Annotated in this window: 20 protein-coding genes; 8 read left to right on the top strand and 12 right to left on the bottom strand. The window is 59.7% G+C overall.

Annotation, left to right across the window (positions count from 1 at the left end; translation table 11 throughout):
- Nucleotides 1-71: 71 nt before the first annotated feature.
- From QN084_RS09830 to QN084_RS09880, 11 genes are all read right to left on the bottom strand, one after another.
- Nucleotides 72-257: a hypothetical protein gene (locus QN084_RS09830; RefSeq protein ID WP_021474511.1), complete on the bottom strand. Its 186-nt coding sequence runs from the start codon at nucleotides 255-257 to the stop codon at nucleotides 72-74.
- Nucleotides 258-300: 43 nt separating this feature from the next.
- On the bottom strand, nucleotides 301-1,470 hold the full coding sequence (locus QN084_RS09835) for a glycerate kinase (protein WP_031217240.1): 1,170 nt from the start codon (nucleotides 1,468-1,470) through the stop codon (nucleotides 301-303).
- The gene (locus QN084_RS09840; RefSeq protein WP_069696273.1) at nucleotides 1,471-2,679 is read right to left on the bottom strand and encodes a dihydrodipicolinate synthase family protein; all 1,209 of its coding nucleotides are present in this window, start codon (nucleotides 2,677-2,679) and stop codon (nucleotides 1,471-1,473) included.
- On the bottom strand, nucleotides 2,676-3,845 hold the full coding sequence (locus tag QN084_RS09845) for a Gfo/Idh/MocA family protein (RefSeq protein ID WP_069696272.1): 1,170 nt from the start codon (nucleotides 3,843-3,845) through the stop codon (nucleotides 2,676-2,678). Before QN084_RS09845 ends, QN084_RS09840 begins: the two co-directional genes overlap by 4 nt.
- Nucleotides 3,846-3,920: 75 nt before the next feature.
- On the bottom strand, nucleotides 3,921-5,297 hold the full coding sequence (aldh, locus tag QN084_RS09850) for an aldehyde dehydrogenase AldH (protein ID WP_021474691.1): 1,377 nt from the start codon (nucleotides 5,295-5,297) through the stop codon (nucleotides 3,921-3,923).
- 52 nt (nucleotides 5,298-5,349) lie between these two features.
- Complete coding sequence (locus tag QN084_RS09855; RefSeq protein ID WP_062098624.1) at nucleotides 5,350-6,918, bottom strand: GMC family oxidoreductase; 1,569 nt, start codon at nucleotides 6,916-6,918, stop codon at nucleotides 5,350-5,352.
- Nucleotides 6,915-7,205 (bottom strand): hypothetical protein, encoded by a 291-nt coding sequence (locus tag QN084_RS09860; protein WP_021474689.1) that lies wholly within the window; start codon nucleotides 7,203-7,205, stop codon nucleotides 6,915-6,917. Before QN084_RS09860 ends, QN084_RS09855 begins: the two co-directional genes overlap by 4 nt.
- Before the next feature lie 304 nt (nucleotides 7,206-7,509).
- A complete protein-coding gene (locus QN084_RS09865) occupies nucleotides 7,510-8,715 on the bottom strand; it encodes an ABC transporter substrate-binding protein (protein ID WP_225740076.1) in 1,206 nt (401 codons plus the stop codon).
- Nucleotides 8,716-8,765: 50 nt separating this feature from the next.
- Nucleotides 8,766-9,809 carry an ABC transporter permease gene (locus QN084_RS09870; RefSeq protein WP_021474687.1) on the bottom strand — a complete coding sequence of 348 codons (1,044 nt, stop codon included), beginning with the start codon at nucleotides 9,807-9,809 and terminating at the stop codon, nucleotides 8,766-8,768.
- A complete protein-coding gene (locus QN084_RS09875) occupies nucleotides 9,806-10,849 on the bottom strand; it encodes an ABC transporter permease (protein ID WP_021474686.1) in 1,044 nt (347 codons plus the stop codon). The genes QN084_RS09870 and QN084_RS09875 overlap by 4 nt, the downstream gene beginning before the upstream one ends.
- The gene (locus QN084_RS09880) at nucleotides 10,846-12,312 is read right to left on the bottom strand and encodes a sugar ABC transporter ATP-binding protein (protein ID WP_225740075.1); all 1,467 of its coding nucleotides are present in this window, start codon (nucleotides 12,310-12,312) and stop codon (nucleotides 10,846-10,848) included. Before QN084_RS09880 ends, QN084_RS09875 begins: the two co-directional genes overlap by 4 nt.
- A gap of 254 nt (nucleotides 12,313-12,566) precedes the next feature.
- Here QN084_RS09880 and QN084_RS09885 point away from each other — a divergent pair, with 254 nt between their 5' ends.
- Together QN084_RS09885 and QN084_RS24040 are read left to right on the top strand one after the other, a co-directional pair.
- Nucleotides 12,567-13,247, top strand: a complete 681-nt coding sequence (locus QN084_RS09885; RefSeq protein ID WP_069696271.1) for a GntR family transcriptional regulator — start codon at nucleotides 12,567-12,569, stop codon at nucleotides 13,245-13,247.
- A 288-nt stretch (nucleotides 13,248-13,535) separates the two neighbouring features.
- Nucleotides 13,536-14,069 carry a GNAT family N-acetyltransferase gene (locus tag QN084_RS24040; protein WP_069696270.1) on the top strand — a complete coding sequence of 178 codons (534 nt, stop codon included), beginning with the start codon at nucleotides 13,536-13,538 and terminating at the stop codon, nucleotides 14,067-14,069.
- 438 nt (nucleotides 14,070-14,507) lie between these two features.
- Here the strand turns inward: QN084_RS24040 and QN084_RS09895 are convergent.
- Nucleotides 14,508-15,946, bottom strand: a protein-coding gene (locus QN084_RS09895) for an IS3 family transposase (RefSeq protein WP_374978454.1) whose coding sequence is annotated in 2 segments (ribosomal slippage) — nucleotides 14,508-15,565 and nucleotides 15,565-15,946 — 1,440 coding nt in all. Because the reading frame shifts where the segments join, the coding sequence is not laid out codon by codon here.
- A 322-nt stretch (nucleotides 15,947-16,268) separates the two neighbouring features.
- Here QN084_RS09895 and QN084_RS09900 point away from each other — a divergent pair.
- From QN084_RS09900 to QN084_RS09925, 6 genes are all read left to right on the top strand, one after another.
- Nucleotides 16,269-17,174, top strand: a complete 906-nt coding sequence (locus QN084_RS09900) for an Abi family protein (RefSeq protein WP_069696267.1) — start codon at nucleotides 16,269-16,271, stop codon at nucleotides 17,172-17,174.
- 546 nt (nucleotides 17,175-17,720) lie between these two features.
- Nucleotides 17,721-18,365 (top strand): gluconate 2-dehydrogenase subunit 3 family protein, encoded by a 645-nt coding sequence (locus tag QN084_RS09905; protein WP_069696266.1) that lies wholly within the window; start codon nucleotides 17,721-17,723, stop codon nucleotides 18,363-18,365.
- A gap of 2 nt (nucleotides 18,366-18,367) precedes the next feature.
- Nucleotides 18,368-20,029 (top strand): GMC family oxidoreductase, encoded by a 1,662-nt coding sequence (locus QN084_RS09910; RefSeq protein ID WP_069696265.1) that lies wholly within the window; start codon nucleotides 18,368-18,370, stop codon nucleotides 20,027-20,029.
- 111 nt (nucleotides 20,030-20,140) lie between these two features.
- The gene (locus tag QN084_RS09915) at nucleotides 20,141-21,184 is read left to right on the top strand and encodes a sugar ABC transporter substrate-binding protein (RefSeq protein ID WP_069696264.1); all 1,044 of its coding nucleotides are present in this window, start codon (nucleotides 20,141-20,143) and stop codon (nucleotides 21,182-21,184) included.
- Between the two features lie 48 nt (nucleotides 21,185-21,232).
- Nucleotides 21,233-22,798 carry a sugar ABC transporter ATP-binding protein gene (locus QN084_RS09920; RefSeq protein ID WP_069696263.1) on the top strand — a complete coding sequence of 522 codons (1,566 nt, stop codon included), beginning with the start codon at nucleotides 21,233-21,235 and terminating at the stop codon, nucleotides 22,796-22,798.
- A 139-nt stretch (nucleotides 22,799-22,937) separates the two neighbouring features.
- Nucleotides 22,938-23,966 (top strand): ABC transporter permease, encoded by a 1,029-nt coding sequence (locus tag QN084_RS09925; RefSeq protein ID WP_168529802.1) that lies wholly within the window; start codon nucleotides 22,938-22,940, stop codon nucleotides 23,964-23,966.
- Nucleotides 23,967-24,052: the final 86 nt, after the last annotated feature.

Here is a 24,052-nt window from a genome sequence, read left to right on the forward strand (position 1 = left end):
TCCTTGACACACCTCAAAACGTCCATTATCGGCCTTTGTCTTACACAGGCCTGAGCGAGTCTGTTGCAGATTTACCGGCAGGGCGCAAGGATCGTATGCTCGTGGAAGTCGAGGAGTTTGCGTTCCCCAACGTCCGTGTGGATCCAAATAACGCCCAAATCAGGGTCTGCCATATCAACGGTGCCTTGCCAGCGGGTGCCGGTTTTATCCCATGCTTCAATTCGGTTGCCGGGCTCAAGGTATTGGAATTCGCTCATATTCTTGCCTCCAACGTGCGACCTGCCGTGCCCGTCGTGTCCGTCATGAATCCAGTTTGTGAAGATCAGATCCGATGGTGCTCCCAATCTGTTCTAACAGTGGCCCAGCTTGGTTGATGCATTGGGACAGATCGGGCTGCAGTTCCCGCAGAGAGTAGGCCCGGGTGAAACCGGCGAGCTCAACTTGCGAAGCGTCCAGGGCGATGTTTCCGCAGACTGCAATCACTGGTACACCGTGTTCTGAAGCGATGCGACTGATACCCAGGGGCAGCTTCCCGCCGAGGCTTTGTTCGTCCATGTTTCCCTCACCGGTTATTACGAGTGTTGAGTCCGCAATGTAGTGATTCAGTTCCAGTATGTTTTGGAAGGCAACGACTCCTGGTTCGATTCGCGCAGCCAGGACTGCGATGACAGCGTAACCGAGCCCGCCCGCAGATCCCGCTCCTGGTACCGCGGCAGCTCTAATAGCCCGAGGACCGATCTCTTGCTCCATACTTGCGACTAGATGCTCAAGTCCGGCTTCGAGGCGCGCGATGTCGGTCATCGTAGCCCCCTTTTGGGGTGCGAATATCGCTGCTGAACCCTCAGGACCGAGCAATGGGTTGTTAACGTCTGTTGCCAAAACGAATCGTGCCCGGCGAAGTCTCTTATCCAGGTTGTCCAGATTCACTGAGGCGAGGTCCATCAGAAACCCCCCGCCCTCGTGCAGAGGTTGACCGTTGGCATCGAGAAATTCGGCACCAAGTGCCGCTAGGAATCCAGCCCCACCGTCAGTGCAGGCGCTTCCTCCAGCCCCGATGACGATCTTGTTACAGCCCAGGTCCAGGGCTGCGCAGACGAGTTCTCCTACTCCTCTACTACTAGCGGTCAACGGAGCGGGTGCACCCCCTGGGAGAAGGGCTAAGCCAGCGGCATTTGCCATCTCAATAACGGCTTCGTTGCCCCGTGTTGCAAATTCTGCGACAACTGGACGTCCCGTGGGACCGCTGACTTGAACGAGACGGCTGCTGAAGCCTGCACTGATCACCGCTTTTACTGTGCCTTCGCCACCATCAGCGACCTGCAGCTGTTTGACCTGAACGTCTGGATGCACGCTGCGAAGACCAGCAGTGAGATGGGCGGCGACCTCTCGTGAGGAAAGGGAGCCCTTGAATTTATCTGATGCGATGAGAACCCGTGCGTGTCCATTCGGGCGCGGATTGGCAAGGTCCATCTAGATCCCGCTTGTCTGCAAAAATCCAGACATCCGGAAGGCAGCCAGTGCCGGGTCCTGGAGCAGGCCGGCCTGGTCGGCCAGTTCGAAGGTCTTGGCGAGGTGGCAGACGGAGCGGCCGGAGTGCAGGCCGCCGACCATCTGGAACCCGGGCTGCTTTCCGTTGAGCCAGGACATAAACGCGATGCCGGTCTTGTAGTAGAACGTGGGGGCGCTGAAGATGTGCTTGCCCAGTTCCCGGGTGGAGTCCAGGATCTCGCGGGCTTTGGCGGCGTTTCCGGCGTCGTAGTTCTGCAGGGCAACCGAGGCGGCCGGGTAGATGGCCGCGAAGATGCCCAGCAGCGCGTCGGAGTGGTGGCTGCCGTCGCCGTCGATGAGCTCGGGGTAGTTGAAGTCGTCACCGGTGTAGAGGCGGACGCCTTCGGGCAGCGCTGCGCGCAGGGCCACCTCGTGGCTGGCATCGAGCAGCGAGACCTTGACGCCGTCTACCTTGTCCGCGTTGTCCTTGATGAGGCCCAGGAAGGTCTCGGTGGCGGCAGCGACGTCGTCGGAGCCCCAGTAGCCGGCAAGCGCGGGATCGAACATGGTGCCGAGCCAGTGCAGGATCACGGGCTTGTCCACTTCCTGGAGCAGGGTGGAGTAGACCTTCAGGTAGTCGTCCGGGCCGCCGGCAACCTTGGCCAGGGCACGGGAGGCCATCAGGATGACCTTGGGTCCGGCCTCGGTGATAACGGCGATCTGTTCGCGGTAGGCCTCGAGCACGGCCTTCAGCCCGGCTTCGCCTGCGGGCAGGGAGTCGAGGTCCAGCTGGTCAGTTCCGGCGCCGCAGGAGACAAGGTCCCGGACGGACGTGCCTACTGTGGCCGCATTGTTCGCTGCAACCACGGACGCTGCTTCTACGCCGGTGCGCTTGATGAGTTGCTGAGTGGCGGCCCAGTCCAAACCCATGCCGCGCTGGGCGGTATCCATTGCATCGGCGACGCCCAGGCCGTAGGACCACAGCTCGTGGCGGTACGCCATGGTGGCGTCCCAGTCGAGCCGGGCAGGGGCGCCCGGGGTGTTGTCCGCGAGGACTTCCGGGATGACGTGGGCGGCGGCGTAGGCCCGGCGTGCCTTCAGCGGCGCGGCGGGGCGGGCCCAGGTGGTCGCGCCCTGCAGGCGATACTCCCGGGTGCCGCCGTCGTGGGAGGGAACGATGAGCGAGGTCATGAGAGGGTGATCTCCGGGATGTCGATGGTGCGGCGTTCGTCGTTGGACTGCAGGCCGAGTTCGGCGAGCTGGACGCCGCGGGCGGCCGACAGGAGGCCGAAGCGGTGCTCACGGCCGGCGACGACGTCGCGCAGGAATTCTTCCCACTGCAGCTTGAAGCCGTTGTCCAGGTCGGCGTTGGCGGGAACTTCCTGCCACTGGTCGCGGAAGGACTCGGTGACGGGCAGGTCCGGGTTCCAGACGGGCTTGGGGGTGTGGGCGCGCTGCTGGGCGACGCACTTGTTCAGGCCGGCGACGGCGGAGCCGTGGGTGCCGTCCACCTGGAACTCGACCAGTTCGTCGCGGTAGACGCGGACGGCCCAGGAGGAGTTGATCTGGGCGATGACTTCGTCGCCGCCCCGGGTCTCGAGCTCGAAGATGCCGTACGAGGCGTCATCGGCGGTGGCCTTGTATTCCTTGCCGGCCTCGTCCCAGCGCGCGGGGATGTGGGTGGCGGTCTTGGCGTTGACGCTCTTGACCTTGCCGATGATGCCTTCCAGGACGTAGTTCCAGTGGCAGAACATGTCCGTGGTCATTCCGCCGCCGTCTTCCTTGCGGTAGTTCCAGGAGGGACGCTGCGCAGCCTGGATGTCGCCTTCAAAGACCCAGTAACCGAACTCGCCGCGGATGGACAGGATGCGGCCGAAGAAGCCCTCGTCCACCAGGCGGCGGAGCTTGACCAGGCCGGGAAGGTAGAGCTTGTCGTGGACGACGCCGGCGGTGACGTCGGCCTCCTTGCCGATCCGGGCCAGCTCAATGGCCTCTTCCAGGGTTTCGGCGGTGGGCTTCTCCGTGAAGATGTGCTTGCCCGCCTGCATGGCCTTCTTCAGGGTGGCGGCGCGGAGGCTGGTCATGGAGGCATCGAAAATCACATCGACGGTGGGGTCGTTGATGACCGACTCCAGGTCCGTGGTCCACTCGGACACCTTGTGCTTCTCCGCGAGTTCGCGGATCTTGTCCTCGTTACGGCCCACCAGGATGGGTTCGATCTGGACCTTGGTGCCGTCCTCGAGGGTGATGCCGCCGGCGCCGCGGATCGGGAGGATGGAGCGCAGCAGGTGCTGGCGGTAGCCCATTCGGCCGGTGATGCCATTCATGGCGACGCGGACAATCGCTGTTTTAGTCATATTTTCCTCAGAGAGAAGGGTTGAAGGGGCGGCGCTGAGGGTTGGTAGGGTCAGCGCCGCCCCGTTTCGGGTGGGTCAGGCGGTCCAGACCGTCTTGATGTTTACGAACTCCCGGATTCCATAGGCGGAGAGCTCACGTCCGTAGCCGGAGTCTTTGAGGCCGCCGAAAGGCACCGCCGGGAATGACGCCGTCAGACCGTTGATGAAGACGCCCCCGGCCTCGATTGATCGAGCTGCTTCGGTGGCTTCGGTCTCGTCATTGGTCCACACGCTTGAGCTCAAACCAAAATCAGAGTCGTTGCTGAGAGCGATGGCTTCCTGGAGTGATGACACTTTGTAGAGGCAGGCCACGGGGCCGAAGCATTCTTCCCGGTAGATGCGCATGTTCTCTGTTACGCCTGTGAGGACAGTCGCCGGGTAGTACCAGCCCTCCCCTTCCGGTATTTCTCCTCCACACTGAACTGCTGCCCCTTTTTCGCGGGCGTCCCTAACCAGTTCATGAACGTCCTGGCGTCCTCGCTCCGTGGCCAGGGGGCCAAAGCTGGTGCTTTCGTCCAAGGGGTCACCGGCAACTGTTTCGGCCATACCTGTAACGAACAGATGTTCAAAGCGGTCGTAGACATCTTCGTGAACGTAGAAGCGCTTGGCCGCGATGCAGGACTGCCCCGAGTTTTGAAGGCGTGCGATTACTGCCTGGGCAGCGGCCTTTTCAATATCGGCCGAGGGCATGACGATAAAGACATCCATGCCTCCCAGTTCCAGGACACTCCTTTTGATGTTCCTGCCGGCTGCTTCAGCAATGGCGGAACCGGCAGCGACGGAGCCGGTCAGGGTGACCGCCCTGATCCTTGCGTCATCCACGAGGGGAATAACGTCTTTGCCTTCAACCAGCAGTGTCTGAAACGCGCCTTCAGGAAAACCGCCGCGGGCGAAGAGGTCTCCCAGGTACAGCGCACATTGAGGAACGTTTGAGGCGTGCTTGAGGAGCCCTGTGTTGCCCGCCATTAGTGCGGGGGCGGCGAAGCGGACGGCCTGCCAAAGGGGGTAATTCCAGGGCATAACGGCCAAAACGACGCCTAACGGGTCGAATTGTACGTGGAGGTTGGAGGCGTTGACCTCGGACGCCGGGACCGGGGTTTCCGGGCTAAGGTAGCGCTGGGCGTGATCGGCGAAGTGCCGCATGCCGGTGGCTGATTTCAGGGCCTCGTACTTTGCTGTCGTTAAGGTTTTGCCCATTTCGGTGGCGATGAGACGGGCCACTTCATCGGCTTCGCTTTCGAGGATGTCAGCGGCCTTATGCATCCAGCGGGCACGTTCTTCAAAGGAGGTGTTCTGCAGTGACCGGAATGCTGCTTCCGCCCGGGCGATCCGGTTTTCTACCTCTTCGGGCGTATGGGCGTCGAAGGTTTTCAGGGTGATGCCCGTGGTGGGGTCGATGGTCGCGATTGCCATGATGCTCCTTGTTGCTGTTTTCGATGGCTGGTAGGGCAGCGGAACGGAATGTCTACAGAGCTGCCGCGCTGAGCTGCCGGCCGATGTAGTCGCCCTGTCGCATCGACAGGGCGACGATTGTCAGGGTGGGGTTCGCGGCGGCTCCGGTGGTGAATTGTGACCCGTCGGAAACGAACAGGTTAGGTACGTCGTGGGCTTGACCGAAACTGTTGACGACGCCTTCATCAGGCTTCTGGCTCATTCGGGCTGTTCCCAGGTTGTGGCCGGAGGGCATCCCCGGGGCTCTGGTTGTGCGGATGGCGCCGACAGATTTGAAGAGTTTCTCGCCCTGCTCGTAGCCATGGTTCCGCATGGCGATGTCGTTGGGATGGTCGTCGTAGTGGACGACAGGTGCGGGCAGACCGAGGCGGTCGGTGACGGTGTTGCTTAGGGTCACTCTGTTGGATGCCTGCGGAACGTCCTCACCGCAAATCCAAAGTGCCGCTGTGCGGGTGTAGGCTTCTACCTTTTCTGTGAATTGTGGCCCCCACTCCCCCGGGCTCATGAAGGTACTGAATGAGGGCAGCCCTTGGGCGATCATCTCGATGTAGTAGCCGCCAACGAAGCCCCGTGATGGGTCATGCCGCGATTCGTCGCTGATGATGCCTGCCATTGGTTCGCCGCGGTACATATGGACTTCGTTGGGGAACTCGGCGTAGACGAGACCGGTGGTGTGCCGCATATAGTTGCGCCCGACCTGGCCTGAGGAGTTGGCAAGGCCGTCGGGATGGCCCGAGGTAGCCGAAAGCAGGAGCAGGCGTGGGGTTTCGATGGCGTTTCCTGCTACAGCTACGAGGCGAGCCCGTTGACGTTGCAGGTTTCCGACGGTGTCTGTGTAGACGACGCCGTCCGCGCGGCCGTCAGGGCCAAGCGTGATTTGTACGGCTTGGGCTTCGGTCCGCAGCTCCAGCAGGCCCGTGGCTAAGGCCTTTGGTATCTCGCTGACAAGTGGTGACCACTTGGCGCGGCTTTTATCGCCTGCCATAGCGAAGCCGTCCTGAACTGTGCCCGGGCGGCCATCGTAGGGTTCAACGTTGGTGGCGTAGGGGCCTGTTGCGTAATGGCGGTATCCGATTCGTTCGGCGCCGTTCGCCAGGACCTTGTAGCCGTTGCTCGCCGGCAGCGGAGGTCGGCCGTGCCGGTGGGAGGCTCCCACGGCTTTTTCCGCTGCGGTGTAGTAATGGTCGAGTTCGTCCAGGTCCAGTGGCCAGTCTGCGATGGTCCCATCGGGCAGGTCTCCGTAGTACGTGTGTGTCTTGAACTCGTGCCATTTGAATCGGGGTGTCAGTCCGGTCCAGAATGTCGCCGTTCCACCGACGGCCTTTCCGTTCCACGCCGGGCTGCCGGGGAAGTCCTTCGCGAGGCTCCATGACCCAGTTGCCAGGCGGGTGTCGGTCCATGTGAGCTGCTTGTAGGACTTTCGTTCGTCGTTGATGAACTTGTCGTTGGTGATCCATGGGCCTGCTTCGAGAAGCACGACTTTAAGGCCTTGCTGCACGAGTCTGAGGGCCAAGGTGGCACCGCCGGGGCCGGAACCGATGATAACGGCGACGTCGTCATCAGTGAGGTCATACTTTTTCATCCGGCTGTCCTTGCGTATTCGGTCACGTCAGGAGACGTGGTTGGGAGAGGTCCGATGGGGAGGAGGGGCTCGGCGGGTTCTTCGATGCGGGGTTGGGGAAGCCATGCCAGGTCGTCGAATCCGCGGTGCAGGTAGCCGCCCTGTTCGAACGAAGACCCCGGGTAGCCTATGAATTCCCAGACTTCGCGGTCGTCGTAAAGGTGAAATGCAACCAGCGGACGCAGAGTGTTGAAGAACGTCGTTTGCTCAACCGCTCGCAGCAGGCAATCAAGGGCCGTGGAATCCATGTCGCGGATTGGCGAAGTTGTTATCTGGGCCAAGTCCCTTAATCCGTCTGACAGGGTTCGGTATAGCCCGGGATCTGATGCGGCCTGTGTGATGATGCTGGAAACAGTCCGGGTGTAAGGTCCGTCCCGTAGGTCCGGGTGTGGATAGAGTGCTTTTGCCAGCATGATGAGCTCTGCGACGCGCGCAGGTGGAAATAGGTCTGGATGGGGCGAAAAAACAGCGCTGTCTGCCGCCATGGGTTTTCCTTTCGAAGTGAAGTGAAGTGTGGAGGGAAGGACGTCCTTCCCGGCCCTTCCCTGTGCGTTAGGGAATGACCCGCTTTTGCCACACCTGCGGAAAGCCTGGAAGGTCCTCGCCGCCGAAGGCTGCGTAATGCGAATCGGGCATTCCCTCGTTGGTCCTCAGGACCTTGTCGAGATCTTCGGAAGTGACGGGTACCTGCGGCAACACCCAATCCTTGGGGATGGATTCGCCCCGGAAGAGGGACGCTGCCGCAAGGAGCGCGGTTCGCCACTGGTAGGCGTCATACACGGACGCGAAGCCTTTGAACCCTTTGTTCTTCCATGCCCTGAGGTAAGAGAGGTTGTCTTCGCCGGTCACCACAGGGATGTCCTTGCCGGTATCCTCGAAGGCCTCGATAGCTGGAACCGACTGGTCGCCCAGGTCCACCCAAACGGCATCGATATTTCCTTTGGCGAGCTCATCGGCCACGACTGCTTTGATTTTGGTGGGGTCGGCACCGGTGATGTAGTCCGTGTATTTCAGGCCTGCCTTGCTGAAAATGTGCTGGGCAGCGGCCCAGCGCTGCTCGAAAACGTCAACTCCAGGCGCCGTACGCAGTGCTACTACGTGTCCTCCTGGCTTGACGTTTTCTGTTACGAACGTCGCTGAATCAATTCCCCAGGCCATGCCGCCCACGGAGTGGATGAATGTGGTTGCGCAGTCCGTGCCGGCCCCACGGTCGAAGATGATGACGGGTTTTCCTGTGTTGCAGGCTCTTTCCACTGCCGGTGCCGTTGCCTGTGGCGAATTGGGGGCGATGATGAAGGCGTCACAGGATTGCTGGTTCACGAAGTAGTCGATGTCAGCAACCTGTGTGTTGTCGCTGTCTTGGGCGTTGCGGGTTTCCATTTGCGAGATGACACCCTGCTTTTGCAGCTCCTTGAGCTGTTCGTTCATGGTGATCCAGCCGGTCTGCCGCCACGTGTTACTGAGCGCAGCGTTGGAGAAACAGACCTTGGCCGGCGCGTTCTTTTTGAATGCTGTGGCGTCTACCATTGGCCCGTCGAGGTGCTGAAGATAGGGGGTGGATGGGTCCCCGGCAAAGGTTGCAGTCCGTTGCGAGTTTTCCAGATCGAATTGTGCCTGGTCGAACCAGTCGTTGGTTGTGGTGGTGGAACCCGGAGAGGTTTCCGCACCAGCGGTCGAACCGGGAGCACACGCGGTGATCATCATGGCGGCTGCACCTAGTACCGCAAACATCTTTGTTTTGGTCCCTTGTGTAGGCACGTTGTTCCTTTCGAAGTGGCCTGCTGTGGCCAGGGGGTTGTTGTTATTTGTTACTGGTCATCCGGGGTGTTGCGGTTTACCGGCCTTTTCGTCAGCCATGCTGGGCGCTTCATGCGCAGCAGTGGGATGCCGAGAGCGAGGATGATAATTGCGCCTTGAACTGAAGGGCGCCACGTCGATTGGACGCCGGCAAAGTTGAGAATGCTGACAAGGGTTTCCAGGACGTAAGCCCCTGCTACCGCGGACAGGACTGCGCCGCGTCCACCTCCCAGGGCGACGCCGCCGAGGACGACGGCCGTGATTGCCGTGAACTCATAGCCCTGTCCGACAACCGGACTGACACCGGCGTAGCCGACCATGAGAACTGCTGCCACGGTGGCTGCCGTGGATGAAAGGATGAAGGCTTTAGTACGGATCCACCAGGGGCTGGCGCCAGCAAGGGCTGTTGTCGCAGGATTGTCACCAACTGCAATCAGCATTCGTCCGAACGGTTTTTTCATGAGCCAGGCCGCGCCTATAGCTACGAAGAGCAGAACCAGAACGGAGTAGGGCACGAATCCTATAAGGGGGACATTTTGCAGTCCGCCGCGGCCAATGGCGCGGAATGCATCGGCCGGGTTTCCGCTGGGAGCGCCCCCGGTGAAGTAGAAAGTCAGCCCGGACAGGACCAGCGCCGTTCCGAGCGTTGTGATGAAACTGGGTACCTTGAGCAGAGAGGTCAGTACGCCGTTGACGAGGCCTACAACGGTTCCCAGTACCATCATGAGGACCATAACCTGCGGGATGCGGGATGGCTCCTGGCCAATCAGATTTCCGGCAAGAACGACCTGAGCCGAGATGACGGCGCCCATTGACAGGTCGAATTCCCCTGCGACGATGACGAAGTACTGGCCAATTGCCACGACCGCGATTGGTACTGACCTCCCAATGAACCGGGTCATCTGGTCCGGCTCTGCGAGGGATGGATTGTAGAAGGTCAGGATGATAAGGAGGGCGAGGAGGAGCAAGTAAATCGCTCCACCAGGTGTGGCGAAGGAATGCAGGGTTCGTGAAAACAGGGGCTGCCTTTGGGCGGAATACCTGATTGTGGTCATCGGATGCTTCCCTCCTTCATTGAACTGGCTGATTTCGTCCGCAGTGAGTCGAAGCGCGCGGATCGTTTGAGCTGGGTTCTTTTCGCATAGACGGCGACAGCGATGATGATGATGAGGCCCCTGACTACTTCCTTCAGGTAGGGGTTGACTTCCATGATTCCCAGCAGGCTGTCGATGGTCGCGAAGATGAGGATGCCGCCGAGCGAGCCCCAAATGGACCCTTTTCCGCCGGCTAGGACTGCTCCGCCCACCACGACGGCCGCAATTGAGAGCAGGTCATAACCACCCTGGGTGCCGACCTCGGGGCTGCCGACGCCCAGACGCGCGACGATGACCAGTCCGGCGAGGCCCGCGAAGAGTCCGGAAAGGGAGTGAGCCACGATTGCGGGTAACGATTCCCTGATTCCCGACATCCTTGTGACGGCGGGATCCCCGCCCACGGCGTAAATGTGGAGCCCTGTCCGGGTCCTGTTCAGAAACAGGGCTGTGGCCACCAGGCATAGGACCATGGCAACTGTCGTCCATGGCACCACTCCCCAGGAGGCTGACCCGATGGCGGCAAGTTCAGGGGATGCTTTGCCAGTGCTTCCGCGGTAGTTAGTGAAGAGGTATCCCGAAACCACAAGACCTGTACCGAGCGTGGCGATAAAGCCATTGATCTTGACCAGACCGACGAGCAGGCCGTTGATGAGTCCAATGGCGAGGGATACCAAAATCGCTGTGACGATACCGGCAGTAAAGTTTTCTGATCGTCCTGCCATGACTCCTGCGGCCAGGACGCTGGAAAGGCTGAGCACGAATGGAACGGACAGATCAAGGCTTCCAAGGAGAATGACGAGGGTCTGTCCGACGACAACCAGGCCAAGGACGGTGGTGCTGGTCAGAAGGTCGGTAATGTTCCCTTCGGTAAAAAAGCTGCGGCCGGAGAGCCCAGTGAGAATCGCACCGCAGCAGATGACGAGGATCCAGACCAGATATACCGAACCTGTATTGGACCGGAGGGTGTTGATCAAAGTGGACTTGAATGTGTGAGCGTTCATGCTGCCACCGTCGTGTCAGTTATGCCGGCCGCTGCCTGCAAAATGCTTTCTTCGCTGGCCCCGGCAGGAAGCTCGGAGACCAGTTCCCCGTCACGCATAACGAGAACTCTGTCGGCCATCCCGATGAGTTCAGGCAATTCGCTGGAAACCATGAGGATGGCGTGTCCGGCGGCAGCCAAACGTCGCATTAGGACGTACAGGGCAAACTTCGCACCAACATCAATCCCTCTGGTTGGCTCATCGAGAAGGACGATTCGTGGTTCCATAAGCAGCCACTTGGTGAGAATCACTTTTTGTTGATTGCCGCCGGAAAGGTACCTGATCTCCTGATCCGGTCCCCGTGCTGAGAGTTGCAGCTCCAGAAACAGGTCGGTTGCAGCCTGACGGGCAGTTGAAGTGCGTTTGGGATAGCAGGCTCGGATTACTGTCAGAGCATTATCAATGACTGATTGATTCAGGAGAAGTCCCGTAGCTTTCCTGTCCTCCGTGACGTGAGCAATCCCGGCTCGAATTGCTTGGCGGGTTGTTTTGATGGTCGTGGGTGCCCCATTGACGTGTATCTCGCCGCGGGTGAATGGTGCCGATCCGGAGATAGCATCCAAGACTTCTGTGCGGCCTGACCCTTGCAGTCCGGCTATTCCCAGGATTTCCCCGCGACGGAGTTCCAGCGTCACGTTGTTTACTACATGGTTCCCGGCGTTTTGAAGGGAGAGCGCTGTGTCTCCAACTACTGTTCCTTCGGTCTTGGGCGGGAAGAACGAGGACAGGGGGCGCCCGACCATAAGCCGGACCAGTTCCTGCTCGTTGAGTTCTTCTGCCGGCTTCGTGGCTACAAGGGCGCCATCCTTGAGAACCGTGATGCGGTCACAAAGCTTAAAAATTTCCCGCAATCTGTGGGATACGTAGAGAACGGCAACGCCGCGCTTCTTGAGGTTTTCAATGATGCTGTACAGGAGCTCCACTTCGTGATCCGCAAGCGCAGCGGTTGGCTCGTCCATGGAGATGACCCGGGCGTCAAAGCTTAGGGCCTTGGCGATTTCCACGAGCTGTTGCTGCGCCACAGATAGTGTCCGCACATGCGCTGCCGGGTTAATGGAGTCAACTCCAAGGGATGAAAAAAGCTCTACAGTCGCTGCGTTCATCTTTCGTTGCGAGATGAAACCTCGCACACGCGGTTCGCGGCCGAGATAGATATTTTCGGCTACGGACCGGTCCGGCAACAGGTTGAATTCCTGGAATACCGTGGAAATGCCTGCCAGCTGAGCCTGCACAGGATGGCTGAACATAACATCCTTGCCACCGAGAACAACCTTGCCCTCGTCCCTTGTGTAGACTCCCGCAAGAATCTTCATCAATGTAGATTTCCCGGCGCCGTTCTCTCCTACGAGCCCGTGCACCTCTCCCGGCCTTATCTCAAGGTCTACGCCGGTCAGTACCGGGAATCCGAAGAATGATTTGCTCACTCCCCGTACTTCAAGTGCTAACACGAAAGCCTCATCTCACTTCGTTGTGACGCCCGCCGAAGCGGAAAGCCGCATCGTCTCGGCGGCCTGTTCGAGCAGCAACTGTATGACCGCGATCACCCTCAAGTCAAGCATTATCGATAATGCCTAAAACTTTCTTTTTCTCCTTGCCCCGCGTAGGGTGAGTGCAAAGCCCGGCGAGACCAGAAAGCTCGTGCTTGCCTTCCGGGCGCTCCAAGAAAGGCCGAGGAACCATGGACGCCACCTCTAAGCGGCTGACGAGAACGACCGTTACCAGCCAAGTGCGAGACTTCATCGTCATGGAAATTGCGCAGGGAAGGCTACCTTTGGGCGCCCCCGTTCGTGAGATGGAAATAGCGGCACAGCTCGGAACAAGTCAGACGCCGGTGCGTGAGGCGTTTCGTGAACTCGCAGCCCTTGGCCTGCTCGAATCCCGTATCCACGTCGGCACCCGTGTACGACAACTAGCCGAAAAGGACTTGGTTGAGGCGGTGCCCATCCGTTCTGCCCTTGAAGGCATAGCTGGCCGCTTAGCCGCCAATAACTACCACAATCACGCTGATGAGATCCGTGGAGGCTTTGAGGCTATGAAGGAAGCAGCGGAAGGGGGTGACCGCAGGGTTTTCGCTGCGGCCAGTACCACGTTCCACCGATCCGTCGTACGGGCGGCCGAAAACGCCTCTCTGCTGCGCGCCTGGAACGCCCTGGGAATCGAGGTCATGACGATCTTGGCAATGGCCTCCAGTGACATCCCATTAGATGACGCAGCCGAATCACATCGACCAATTGTTAACGCCCTCGAGGCTGGCGATCCTGAGCTGGCCGAGCATGCCCTGACCCATCATGTCGCTGCCTATCTCCCCGCCACTGCACACTCCAATGGGGGAGTAGACGCCGCCGTCCAGGCGAGCTAACGGCTAGCTGTCTGGTCAGCCTGGTGCGGTCGCTCCGTCACAGAAAGAAAAGGCTAGGCTGGGGCCCGCACTGGCTATGCCCACTTCCAAGATGCTCCGAAAATTAGGGATAAAACTGGCGGCTGCAAGTGCCTCTGACAGCTCTTTCATGCGTGACCTCGCCCGCAGGGCGTACGCAATCTACGTTGAGCGGATCGGGAAGGAACCCGCTCCGATGACATTCGATTATGCTGCGATTGCTGCCTCCGGGGACGCCCTCCTTCCTGGAGCGATGACCAGTTGGTCGGCATGCTTATCACCCGTTTGGAGGACCCTGCACTCCATATTCATAACCTCGCCGTATCCCCTGATGTTCAGGGCCTGGGTTTGGGATCAGCTTTGCTCATCGAAGCCGAGCAGCTCGCCCGTCGCGCAGGGCGTGATGAACTCCGCCTCTACACGAACGAGGCGATGCTCGAAAACCTGACCTTTTACCGGCGCCGCGGCTATCAAGAGACACACCGAGACATCGAAGATGGATTTCGCCGGGTCTACTTCATAAAGCGGCTGGAGCCTGCCCACGTGAGCTTCCACGACCGCCGTGCAAGTGACTGCCCTGAGCAGGAGCTGATGACCAACCATCGCGGATCTGCGAAGGTCTCGGCAGGAACGCGAGAGATGACTTCAAACAGTGTTGGCACTGCGGCGATGGTCCAACTCCTTCCCTTGGTCCTCCCTATACGACGGCCTATAGCCGAGCCAACTCGAGGTTCAGCGTGGCAGGCCCTTCTGCCTAACTTAGTCCTGGAAAGGTCCGTGCAATTCGGGCACACCCCAACCTGACGTCAGGACGCCTCGACAAGGGAGTATTCACATGTCGCGGCGGAGTTCCGGTGTCGTTTCACGCGGCCGCCGGGTCGTCACAGGTTGCATCGCCGCCTTCCTGATACCTGATCTCATCAAGCCCAGATTCCTTGGACTTTTTTGGAGAATTCTCGAGCTGCTCCCCCCCGGCTTGATCCCCTCAGACTTGTCAGGCTGGATCTGAGACCACCACGAGCAAGTGTCAGTAAGACGGAAATCGACCTCATTCTGGCTCTAGTGCTTGAAATGCGGACAGCGTAAGGACGCGTCGTGACAAAGATGGGGTGCCCTTTTGCCATGGAGGCACCGAGACAGCTCGGAATGTTGACCCAAGTACGCGGCAAACACCTCAAACTCGCCAAAAGTCATCAGCCCGGCGTGATCGGAATTTTTCAAGCTGAACGGTACCAGCGGGAGTTAGGCGGCTAACTGTTCGGTGGTTTCCTTGGGTTGGTTGATCCACGCTGGTCCTGGGAGGGCGAGGATTTTGGGGTCGGTGCTGGTAGTGAAGCGTTCGGGGTGTTTCGCGCGGGCTGCAGCGAGCGTTGCCGAGCGGTCTTTGGCGACGTCGGCGGCGTGGCCGTAGTGGACGTTCGCGGGTGTGTGGAAGCCGATTCCGGAGTGTTGGTGGTGATGGTTGTACCAGTCCACGAAGCCGCTGATGAATGCCCGGGCGTCGTGGACCGAGGCGAAGCGTTCGGGGAATTCCGGACCGTGTTTCAGGGTCTTGAACAGCGCCTCGCTGTAGGGGTTGTCATTCGACACCCGGGGCCTGGAATGGGACCGGGTGACCTCCAGGTCCGAGAGCAGCGCGGCCACAGTCTTGGACGTCATGGACGTTCCCCGGTCTGCGTGCACGACCTGGGGGATGCCGTGGATCCCGAAGATTCCCTTCATCATTTCCACCGCCAGCACCCCGGACTCGGTGCCGTGCACGTGCGCGCCGACGATGAATCTGGAGTGGATGTCGACCATCATGTAGCAGTCGAAGTACTTGCCCTTGACCGGGCCGGCGAGTTTGGTGATGTCCCACGTGAACACCTGGCCCGGGGCCGTGGCCACCAGTTCAGGCACTGTCCGGGGCGGATGTTTGGCCAGCCGGCGGCGTTCTTTGACCTGTTTGTTTTCCTCCAGCACCCGGTAAAACGTCGATAGCGATCCCAGGTAGATTCCCTGGTCCAGCAGCTTCGTGTAGACCTGCATTGGTGCCAGGTCCACGAACTCCGGTGAGTTCAATGCCGACAGAATCCTGGCGCGCTCGGCGGCGCTGAGCTTGTTCTTCGGCACCACCGGCGCATGGTCCCGCGGCGGGGCCGGTTTGCGGTTCGCGGTCGTCCGGGAAACGCCCGTCAAGGACGCGGCCCGGCGTGAGGGGATCTTCAGTTCCAGCATCGACCGGTAGACGGCCATCAGCGTTTCCTGGACCGGGGCTCGTCCGGCATATCCTCTGAGGCGCTCTCTAAGAACGCCTGTAGTTTTCCCATCAGTTCCAGGGCTGCCTCGGTCTTCTTCAGCCGGCTCTCGCTCACCTCCAACTGGCGGCGCAAACGCGCGTTCTCGGCCTGGTCCGCCGTCAGGTTCCCGATCGATTCCCCGGGTTCCTTCCCGGCCAGGGAACCGGCGTCACGCAGCCGCCGCCACTCGGTCATCTGCGAGGAGTACAGGCCTTCCCGGCGCAGGAACGCACCACCCTCACTGTTCTCGCACGCGCTCTCGTACGCGGCCAAAAACTCCAGCTTCTGCGCCGCCGTGAAAGACCGGCGGGAACGCGGACCACCCGCCCGGGGTCCAGAACTACTACTACTCCTACTCACAGCACTATCTTCGCGTACTGCATTCAAAACCGGACTGGACATGATGACTGGATTCCTGGTTCTCGCCCCACGCGATCAAACGGACTTGCTATGAGCCCTTGGTACCGTTCCAGCCTGACACGTAGGGGATTGACCTTTCTGCATCTCCCCTAGGGCACCCGAAGCCCTTACAGGCATGCCTCCACTGCCAACGGATGATGGGGTCGGAACTCCGTGCTTTGGCCACAACGATAGCGAGGGGCAATGCACCTCCCCAACTGGAGCCACGAACGAAAATTAGCTAGACTATTACCACTACGACCGGTTCCGCCTACTTCGGTAGGTCCAGGGCCGGTCTTCACTTTCTCTGGGCAGGGGGGCTCAGTTGCCGACACCCGTCAAGGCCTACAAGACTTACGACGAGCAGGTTGACCTCCTAGCCTCCCGGGGCATGGACATCGGGGATCGAGACGCAGCGATCCAAGAACTCCAGCACATCAACTACTACCGTCTTAGCGGATACTGGTACGCCTTTAGGCGGCAGGGAACCTCCGGCCGTGAAGACACTTTCTACGCTGGCACTACTTTCCAGGACGTCGTAAGGCTTTACACCTTCGATGCAAGCCTCCGGACAGCAACCTTCGCCTCCCTGGCCCCTATCGAGCTTGCGTTGAGGGCACTGATCGGCCACGCCCTCGGCACACTGCACGAATGCGCCCATCTGGAGCCGAAAGTTCTGGGCCCACGTGCGAGCCAAGGCGGCTCATACGCGACGTGGATTAAGCGCTACAAAAAGAGTCTTGCTGATTCGAAGGAGGACTTCGTAAAGCATCACCAGGCGAAGTATGCCGGGACTCTTCCAGTTTGGGCGGCGGTAGAAGTCCTCGACTGGGGAGCCCTCACTTACTTGTATGGTTTCTCGCCGCGACACATTCAAAACGACATTGCTGACAAGTTCGGCCTGACGGCCCCGCAGTTAGAGTCATGGATGAAGTCGCTCAACGTAGTGCGGAACATTTGCGCTCATCACGGCAGACTCTTCAACAAAGTCCACGCGATCAAGCCAAAGCTTCCAGCCGTGGGCCACTTACCTGAAGTTGATAAAGCCCGCCAAGAGATGAACCGGACCTTCGGGCAACTGACGCTCATCCAGCACATGCTTCGGACCCTTGACGTCGGACGGCGACAACTTCTCCCGGCGGTTCTACGCACATATCCCGATGTAAAGCTGCTACCTATCTCGCATGTTGGTGCTCCCCCGCAATGGGCAGGCTCGGCGCTCTGGAAATAGTTGCAAGAAGCCTGGGTGGAACGACTACCTAGCTTGACGGAGTCTCCATTATCGGCGTTGCGAACGAGTCGCAACTGGATGAGAGAATCGTGCATCAAACGGGTGCCGGCTGGCCGGAGTAGATGTCATGCATTGGCTGATACCGGCATCGTGGTTGTAGGCGCCGACTGTCCTCAGCGATTTGACGTCGGGTTGCCTGTCGGCCCGGCGAGAACTCGAGGCGAAAGATTGTTTTGGCCATCCCTTGACGTGAGAAAAATACTCATGAGATAGTCAGACCACCTGATCACCCGGTGACATCGGTCACAGGGTAGCCGGACCACTGCCGATGCAAACCTTGTTTAGAGGGGGGACAACGATGTGCTCTCCTTCCCAAGGGCTGGCATCCCCAGAGAAGGGCCCTTTCGAGACCACCTAGCTGTTGTTTGGCGAAAGCCTTGGACCAAGTCAGCGCAACTTGGATGTGCTTGCTGCGCGCGCTTGAAGTGAGTGCCTGGCCGCCGGTCTGCGTTTGGCGATTTCTACCCGAGAAAGGATGCAACACCCATGGATATCATCTTGAACACCAACCGACCGCCGAGTGCTGACCGCGATCCGCGTTCACGCTTCCGGGCGGAGAAACCACCTATTGGAGGCTGGCTTCCGGGGATCTCCCTCACCCCAACTCAGATCTCCGTCCTGAACGCTGTGGTTGACCGACTCATACCCGGAGGGGAAGGATTTCCGGCGCCAAGCGAGGTCGACGTTGTTTCCTTCTTCCGCCGCTATATCGCGCCCGAAGGCCAGGAACCGAAGTGGTTTCCCTTCATTGGAGAATCGGAGTTCCAGGCACGCCTTGACACTCTCGGTGAGGAATTCGTTCAGTCCTCACCGGCGGCTCAGGTGGAGACGCTCCAGACACTGGAGAAGACAGAGGAGTTCTTTTTTGCGAGGATCCGAGATCTGACGTACTACGCCTACTACTCTCGTCCCGCCGTCATCACGGCGATCAACGCGAATCTGAAAGCGGGCAAGGACCTGAGGAACTCCCCGCAGCCGTTTGGCTATTCGGACACCATGGATGACTGGGATGAACAGCTGCTTAGCCGCGTCCGAGGCACCTACACCCGAACCGAAGACGTACGTCCGGTGGAGGTACCGGCGGATCTACTGAAGGCAAAAGCAACGCAGTTCCAGGAAAGCCAGGTTTGAGCATGAAGAGAAGCAATGAAACCGATGTGTTGGTGATCGGCGCCGGTGCAGGCGGTGCTGCTGTCAGTAAGCGCCTAAGTGATGACGGCATCAAGGTAATCTGCCTTGAGCAGGGCGACTGGCTGCACCCCTTGGATCATCCGCACATGTACGACTCATGGGAGCTGGAACGGGTCCGTTCCTGGGACTGGCATTCAAACGTCCGGAAATTTCCGGAAGACTACCCGACCACAGGAAACGCGGCACCGATGATGATGAACGGTGTAGGCGGGTCGACACTGCACTACGCCGGAGCCTGGCCGCGTTTCAAGCCCGTTGACTTCCGCAAAGGCACCGAGCATGGAGTTGAAGGCACTATTGATTGGCCCATCAGCTACGAGGACCTTGAGCCCTTCTACGCCATCAACGACGCCGAGATCGGGGTCGCCCGCCGAACCGGCGACCCCGGCAACCCTCCCCGGCCCGAAGGGTGGGGGCCCGCCAGCAAGGGCGGGAAAATCGGCAACAAGATGGGGGCCGGATTCGACAAACTGGGTTGGCATTGGTGGCCCGCCGACAACGCCATCCTGACAAGGGAAAAAGACACCCGGCTTGCGTGTAACGATTGCGGATTCTGCCTCGGGGGCTGCCCTCGCGGGTCCATCGCATCCACCGATGTCACCTACTGGCCCCAAGCCATCCGCAACGGCGTGGACCTGCGCGCCAACGCCCGCGTCGAGCGGGTCAACGTAAAAGACGGCAAGGCAACCGGGGCGACCTACATCGACCGCGTCACCGGAGAACGCCATGAGGTGAAGGCAAAGATCGTCGTCATGGCTGCCAACGCCATCGGCACCCCCCGGCTGCTTCTCATGTCGGCGCAAGCCGGCCACCCCGACGGTCTGGCGAATAGTAACGGCATGGTCGGACGGCACCTGATGTTCCACAGCTGGTCCTTCGAAGATTTCTGGTTCGACGAGCCCCTCGACGGCTTCAAAGGACCGGAACCTGCAGTTTCGTATTCTCAGGAGTTCTACAACACGAACACCGATCGCGGCTTCGTCAACGGCTTTTCCCTGCAAGTCGGAACCGCTCTGGGACCGGCCAACAGTGCACTGGGAACCAACACAGGCAACATGGCCCCATGGGGCGAAAACCACAGGGAATTCTTCAACAATCACTTTGCCCGGCACGCGCTCGTCTACGTCCAGGGAGAAGACCTGCCTGTCGCCACGAACCGCGTGACACTCGACAACGACGTCGTCGACTCATCCGGACTCCCGGTTCCTCAAGTCCACTATGACCTCCACGACAACGACCGGAAACTGATCGAATGGGGACGCGCCCGCGCCCATGAAGCGGCTCAGGCGGCCGGCACCGTCATCGACAGCGCCAGTACCGGAATCGGAGGAGTGGACGGCCCTCCCCCGGGCTGGCACATTATGGGCACCTGCCGCATGGGCAACACTCCGGAAGATTCCGTTACAAACAAGTGGAACCAGACCTGGGACGTACCCAATCTGTTCATCACCGACGCCAGCTCCCTGACAACCGGCGCTGCAGTCAACCCCACCAGCACGCTCCAGGCCGTCGCCGTACGCGCCGCAGAATACATAAAGCGCCGCTTCCCAGAAATCGTCGGGCAGCGCAAGACCCCCAGCAACGCGGACGCACCGGGGTTCTGACCCGGAAACTACCAGCCCCTGCAGCAGGTCCGCTGTCCCCGACATGGCCCTGCTGCAGGGCTCCAAGCAAATCCCTGTCTCGGGATGATCACACATGACAAAGGAGTCAGAATGTCTGTCCGAACAAGAAGCGCTAACCGTCTGAGCACAAAAATCGCCCTACTCACGATTCCGATCCTGCTGACAACCGCCTGCGCAGGAGGCGGTACCGCGCCTGCCGGGGCGGCCGGGGCGACAAAGATCGGCTTCGCCCAAGGAAACTTCGGCAACGGATGGTATGAGGTGAACGCCAAGGGCGCCACCGACGAAGCCAAAAAACTGGGGCATGACCTGGAAGTAGTCAGTGGCGGCGGAGACCCGGTCACCCAGAATTCGCAACTGTCGAACTTCATCACCAAGGGCGTTGCCGGCCTGATCATCAATCCCACCGACCCGCAGGCACTCTCAAGCAATTTTTCCCGACTAAAGGATGAAAAGATTCCCTTTGTTCTGGTCAACGCGGGAGTCAAACCCGAACTGCTGGCGGACAGCTACTGCTATGTAACGGAAGACGAAAAGGTTAACGCAGGCCTGGTTGGCGCGGAGATGGCCCGGACTCTGAAGGCCAAACAGGGAGCAACCAAGCCCGTCAAGATTCTTCTGGTCCTCGGCTTCGCCGGGGACACCAACTCTGCTAACCGCGAGGCCGGTTTTAAGGCTGGCTACGCCTCCGTCGCAGGCGCTCCCCCAGTCCAATACCTCGAGAATGTCTATGGGAAATGGGCTGCCGATACGGCCGTTGCGCCGGTCAGATCCGTCGCCACAGGAAACCCCGACCTGCAGGGCATGTTCGTCGGCACGGATTCCATGCTGCCGGGCGTCCAGCAGGCCCTGACATCAGTGAACATGTGGGGCGAGGGCAAAGTCGCGATTGCCAGCTATGACGGGCAGATGAAGGTGGTCAAGCAGATGAAGGAGGATCCGAACTCCCCGGTCATCGCTACTGTCGCGAACCTCCCCGCTCAACAGGGAACCATCGCTGCACAGATGCTGGACAAGGCACTTAAAGGTGAGGACAAGAACACAGCATGCCCCGGCAACAAGATATTCGTAAAACCTACCCTCATCACACACGAAAACGCCTCCTCCTACTACAAAAGCGATTCGGACTACTGAACCAGACGTCAGACCGAATCGTGACAGCTCAGTGAGGAAAGGAGGAACATGCAAGAAGCAACCGGACTGCGCACGCCCGCGTTGACCCTACGGGGGATATCCAAAAATTATGCGGACGTTCAGGTACTGACGAACATCGATCTTGATATCCACGCCGGAGAAGCAGTCGGACTCCTGGGACAGAACGGAGCAGGGAAGTCGACGCTGATCAAAATCATTTCAGGGGTTGAAAAGCCCTCACAAGGCCTTATATCTCTGGACGGCGCTCCTGCGGATTTCCGTTCCACCCACGAGGCCCAAATCGCCGGGATAGCCACCATTCACCAGGAAATCATTCTCGTCCCTCAGATGAGCGTGGCCGAGAACCTCTGCCTGTCAGACCTGCCCCGAAAAGGAACGGTCCTGGATCGTCGAGCCCTCTACCAGGAAGCCTCACAGGCCATTAAGGCCCTGGGTTTTGATCTCGATGTCCGGGCGCCGGCTGACCAATTGACCGCGGCGCAAAAGCAGGTGGTCCTCATCGCTAAGGCGCTGAGGCAGAAAGCCAAAATACTGCTGCTGGACGAACCGACAGCAACCCTTCCCGCACCCGATGTGACCAAACTGTTTGAACTCCTCCGCAAACTTAAGCAGGAGGGAACAGGGATCATCTACATTTCGCATCGCATCGACGAGATGTACGAAATCTGCGACCACATCATGGTTCTCCGTGACGGCAAGCAGGTGATGACAGAGAAGACTGCCTTCCTGCCTCGTCAGGAGGCCGTGCGGAAGATGCTAGGCACAGATCCAGTCGGCGCTCTCCAGCCAAGACAGGAACCGGTACTTGAGTCTCCGCTCGAACCGTCGAGGAAGTGGAATTTTGCGCAAGTGGGGCGCGAACGCTACCCGGAGGACGCTCCCCCCGCATTTGAGGTCCGAAATCTCACCGACCAGGAGCTGCTCGACGATATAACGCTCAGGGTCAGGCCAGGCGAGTCCATCGCTGTGACCGGATTGGTGGGCAGCGGACAGGCTGAACTTGCCGCCTGCCTATTCGGTGACCGGAAATTCTCCTCCGGCCACATTTACGTCGACGGAAAGCGGTTGCGGGCGGTGCATCCTCGGACGCTCATCGCTGCCGGCGTCGGGTGGGTGCCTGATGACCGGAAAACCCAGGGCCTGGTCCTCAGTATGGACCTGAGTGAGAACTTCTCAATGGCCAATCTCCGGAAGATCGCACCCCGCGGCTGGGTAAAACGGAAACTGGAGAAACGGATAGCCGACGAGGCCATCAAGACTCTGAAAGTAAAGTGCCAGGGCAGCGGCCAGCAGGTAGGACGCTTGAGCGGCGGCAATCAGCAAAAAGTCGTCGTGGGCAAGTGGCTCACGGCAGAAGCGAAAGTCCTGTTGCTGAGCGAGCCGACCCGCGGAATTGATGTGGCTGCCCGGGAAGACATCTATAAGGAAATCAACGAGTTCCTCGCCACCGGTGGGGCAGTCATCGTCTTCAGTTCCGAAATTGAAGAGGCGCTCATGTGCCACAGAATCTACGTCATGGGAAGCGGAGCCGTCGTGGCTGAGTTTGACCAGCACGAAACTGACCTCAACCAGGTGATGTCGTTGCTCCGCTAGCGGCCATCTCACCGATGTCCGTCTGCCTGAAGCCCTTAACAGTGATGACAATGGAGTCAATTTTATGATTAAAGCAGAAGAAACAGTGGGAAAAGGTCCACGCACTATAGAAGACGTCTTTACAATCTTCCTCGGAGTCGTGAAAAGCAGGGGCGTTCTCCTGATGGCGGTCGCCGCGATCCTGATTGCAGGATCCGCTATCTCCCCTTACTTCCTGACCAGCCGCAACATCAGCAGTATCGTCCTCACGATCGCGGTACTATCGGTGGTCGCCGTCGGCCAGTTTCTCGTCATTGTGACAGCCGGGATCGACCTGTCCGTAGGCGCAACAACAGCCCTGACGACGGTGATGACCGCCGTGCTCCTCCGTGATGGCCTCCCCGTGGCGGCTGTTATCGGCATCTCGATTGCCGTCAGTTCCGCCGTAGGGATGGTCAACGGACTGCTCGTAGTCTACGGAAGGATCACACCGTTCATCGCAACCCTGGGCATGACCAGCGTCGTGCAAGGCATCGCGTTCCTCGTTCAAAATGGAACTCTCGTGCCCATCAATAACAAGGACTTCGTCGCCATCTTCGCCGGCACGGTAGGACCGTTCCGCTCGGAGGTGATCATCTTCGTGGTCGTGGCCTTGGCCGCTGCCGCGCTCATGAGGTGGAGCATTTTCGGCCGGAGACTATACGCATTGGGCGGCAACCCCCAGGCAGCACGCCTCTCCGGGCTGCCCGTCAACAGGGACATAATAACGGCCTACCTGCTGTCAGGTTTACTGGCCGGCCTCGCCGGTTTGATGTTGGCCGCCCAGTTGCACGAGGGCAACTCGCTGTTAGGAAGTGACCTGGCATTGAACTCCATTGCGGCGGCGGTCGTTGGCGGCGCTTCCCTCTTCGGCGGGACGAGCACACCGCTCGCGGCTGTCTTCGGCGGATTGCTCATCGGAACGATCTCCAACATCCTGGACCTGATCAGCATGCCTGTCCAAGGCCAGCTCCTGATCAAGGGAGCGCTGATTCTCGTCGCCGTTTACTTCACATCCGGCGCAGGGCTCAGCCTCAGGCAGCGAATCCGCGGAATATTCAAAAACCGGAGGAAAAGGGCCGGCCCTGCCCAGCCTTCTGACCCCGTGGCCGTCGAATCACACGATGAGCTGCAAGCTGTGAAGAGATAGCCCCGGGCGAGGCCGCATACCACAGCCACGACTGGGCTCCACAAGCCTGCCAACCGCGTGGCTTCAGGACAGGAGCAGCAAGCCCG

The organism is Paenarthrobacter sp. R1, from assembly GCF_030264015.1.
GTDB classification, from domain to species: Bacteria; Actinomycetota; Actinomycetes; order Actinomycetales; family Micrococcaceae; genus Arthrobacter; species Arthrobacter ureafaciens.

Bases quoted from the DNA above. Each gene is read 5' to 3' on its own strand.
- QN084_RS09910 (WP_069696265.1), top strand. From the start codon at position 18,368: ATGAAGAGAAGCAATGAAACCGATGTGTTGGTGATCGGCGCCGGTGCA.
- QN084_RS24040 (WP_069696270.1), top strand. From the start codon at position 13,536: ATGCTTATCACCCGTTTGGAGGACCCTGCACTCCATATTCATAACCTC.
- QN084_RS09920 (WP_069696263.1), top strand. From the start codon at position 21,233: ATGCAAGAAGCAACCGGACTGCGCACGCCCGCGTTGACCCTACGGGGG.
- QN084_RS09840 (WP_069696273.1), bottom strand. From the start codon at position 2,679: ATGACCTCGCTCATCGTTCCCTCCCACGACGGCGGCACCCGGGAGTAT.
- QN084_RS09830 (WP_021474511.1), bottom strand. From the start codon at position 257: ATGAGCGAATTCCAATACCTTGAGCCCGGCAACCGAATTGAAGCATGG.
- QN084_RS09885 (WP_069696271.1), top strand. From the start codon at position 12,567: ATGGACGCCACCTCTAAGCGGCTGACGAGAACGACCGTTACCAGCCAA.
- QN084_RS09835 (WP_031217240.1), bottom strand. From the start codon at position 1,470: ATGGACCTTGCCAATCCGCGCCCGAATGGACACGCACGGGTTCTCATC.
- QN084_RS09875 (WP_021474686.1), bottom strand. From the start codon at position 10,849: ATGAACGCTCACACATTCAAGTCCACTTTGATCAACACCCTCCGGTCC.
- QN084_RS09915 (WP_069696264.1), top strand. From the start codon at position 20,141: ATGTCTGTCCGAACAAGAAGCGCTAACCGTCTGAGCACAAAAATCGCC.
- aldh (WP_021474691.1), bottom strand. From the start codon at position 5,297: ATGGCAATCGCGACCATCGACCCCACCACGGGCATCACCCTGAAAACC.
- QN084_RS09860 (WP_021474689.1), bottom strand. From the start codon at position 7,205: ATGGATTCCACGGCCCTTGATTGCCTGCTGCGAGCGGTTGAGCAAACG.
- QN084_RS09870 (WP_021474687.1), bottom strand. From the start codon at position 9,809: ATGACCACAATCAGGTATTCCGCCCAAAGGCAGCCCCTGTTTTCACGA.
- QN084_RS09845 (WP_069696272.1), bottom strand. From the start codon at position 3,845: ATGACTAAAACAGCGATTGTCCGCGTCGCCATGAATGGCATCACCGGC.
- QN084_RS09855 (WP_062098624.1), bottom strand. From the start codon at position 6,918: ATGAAAAAGTATGACCTCACTGATGACGACGTCGCCGTTATCATCGGT.
- QN084_RS09905 (WP_069696266.1), top strand. From the start codon at position 17,721: ATGGATATCATCTTGAACACCAACCGACCGCCGAGTGCTGACCGCGAT.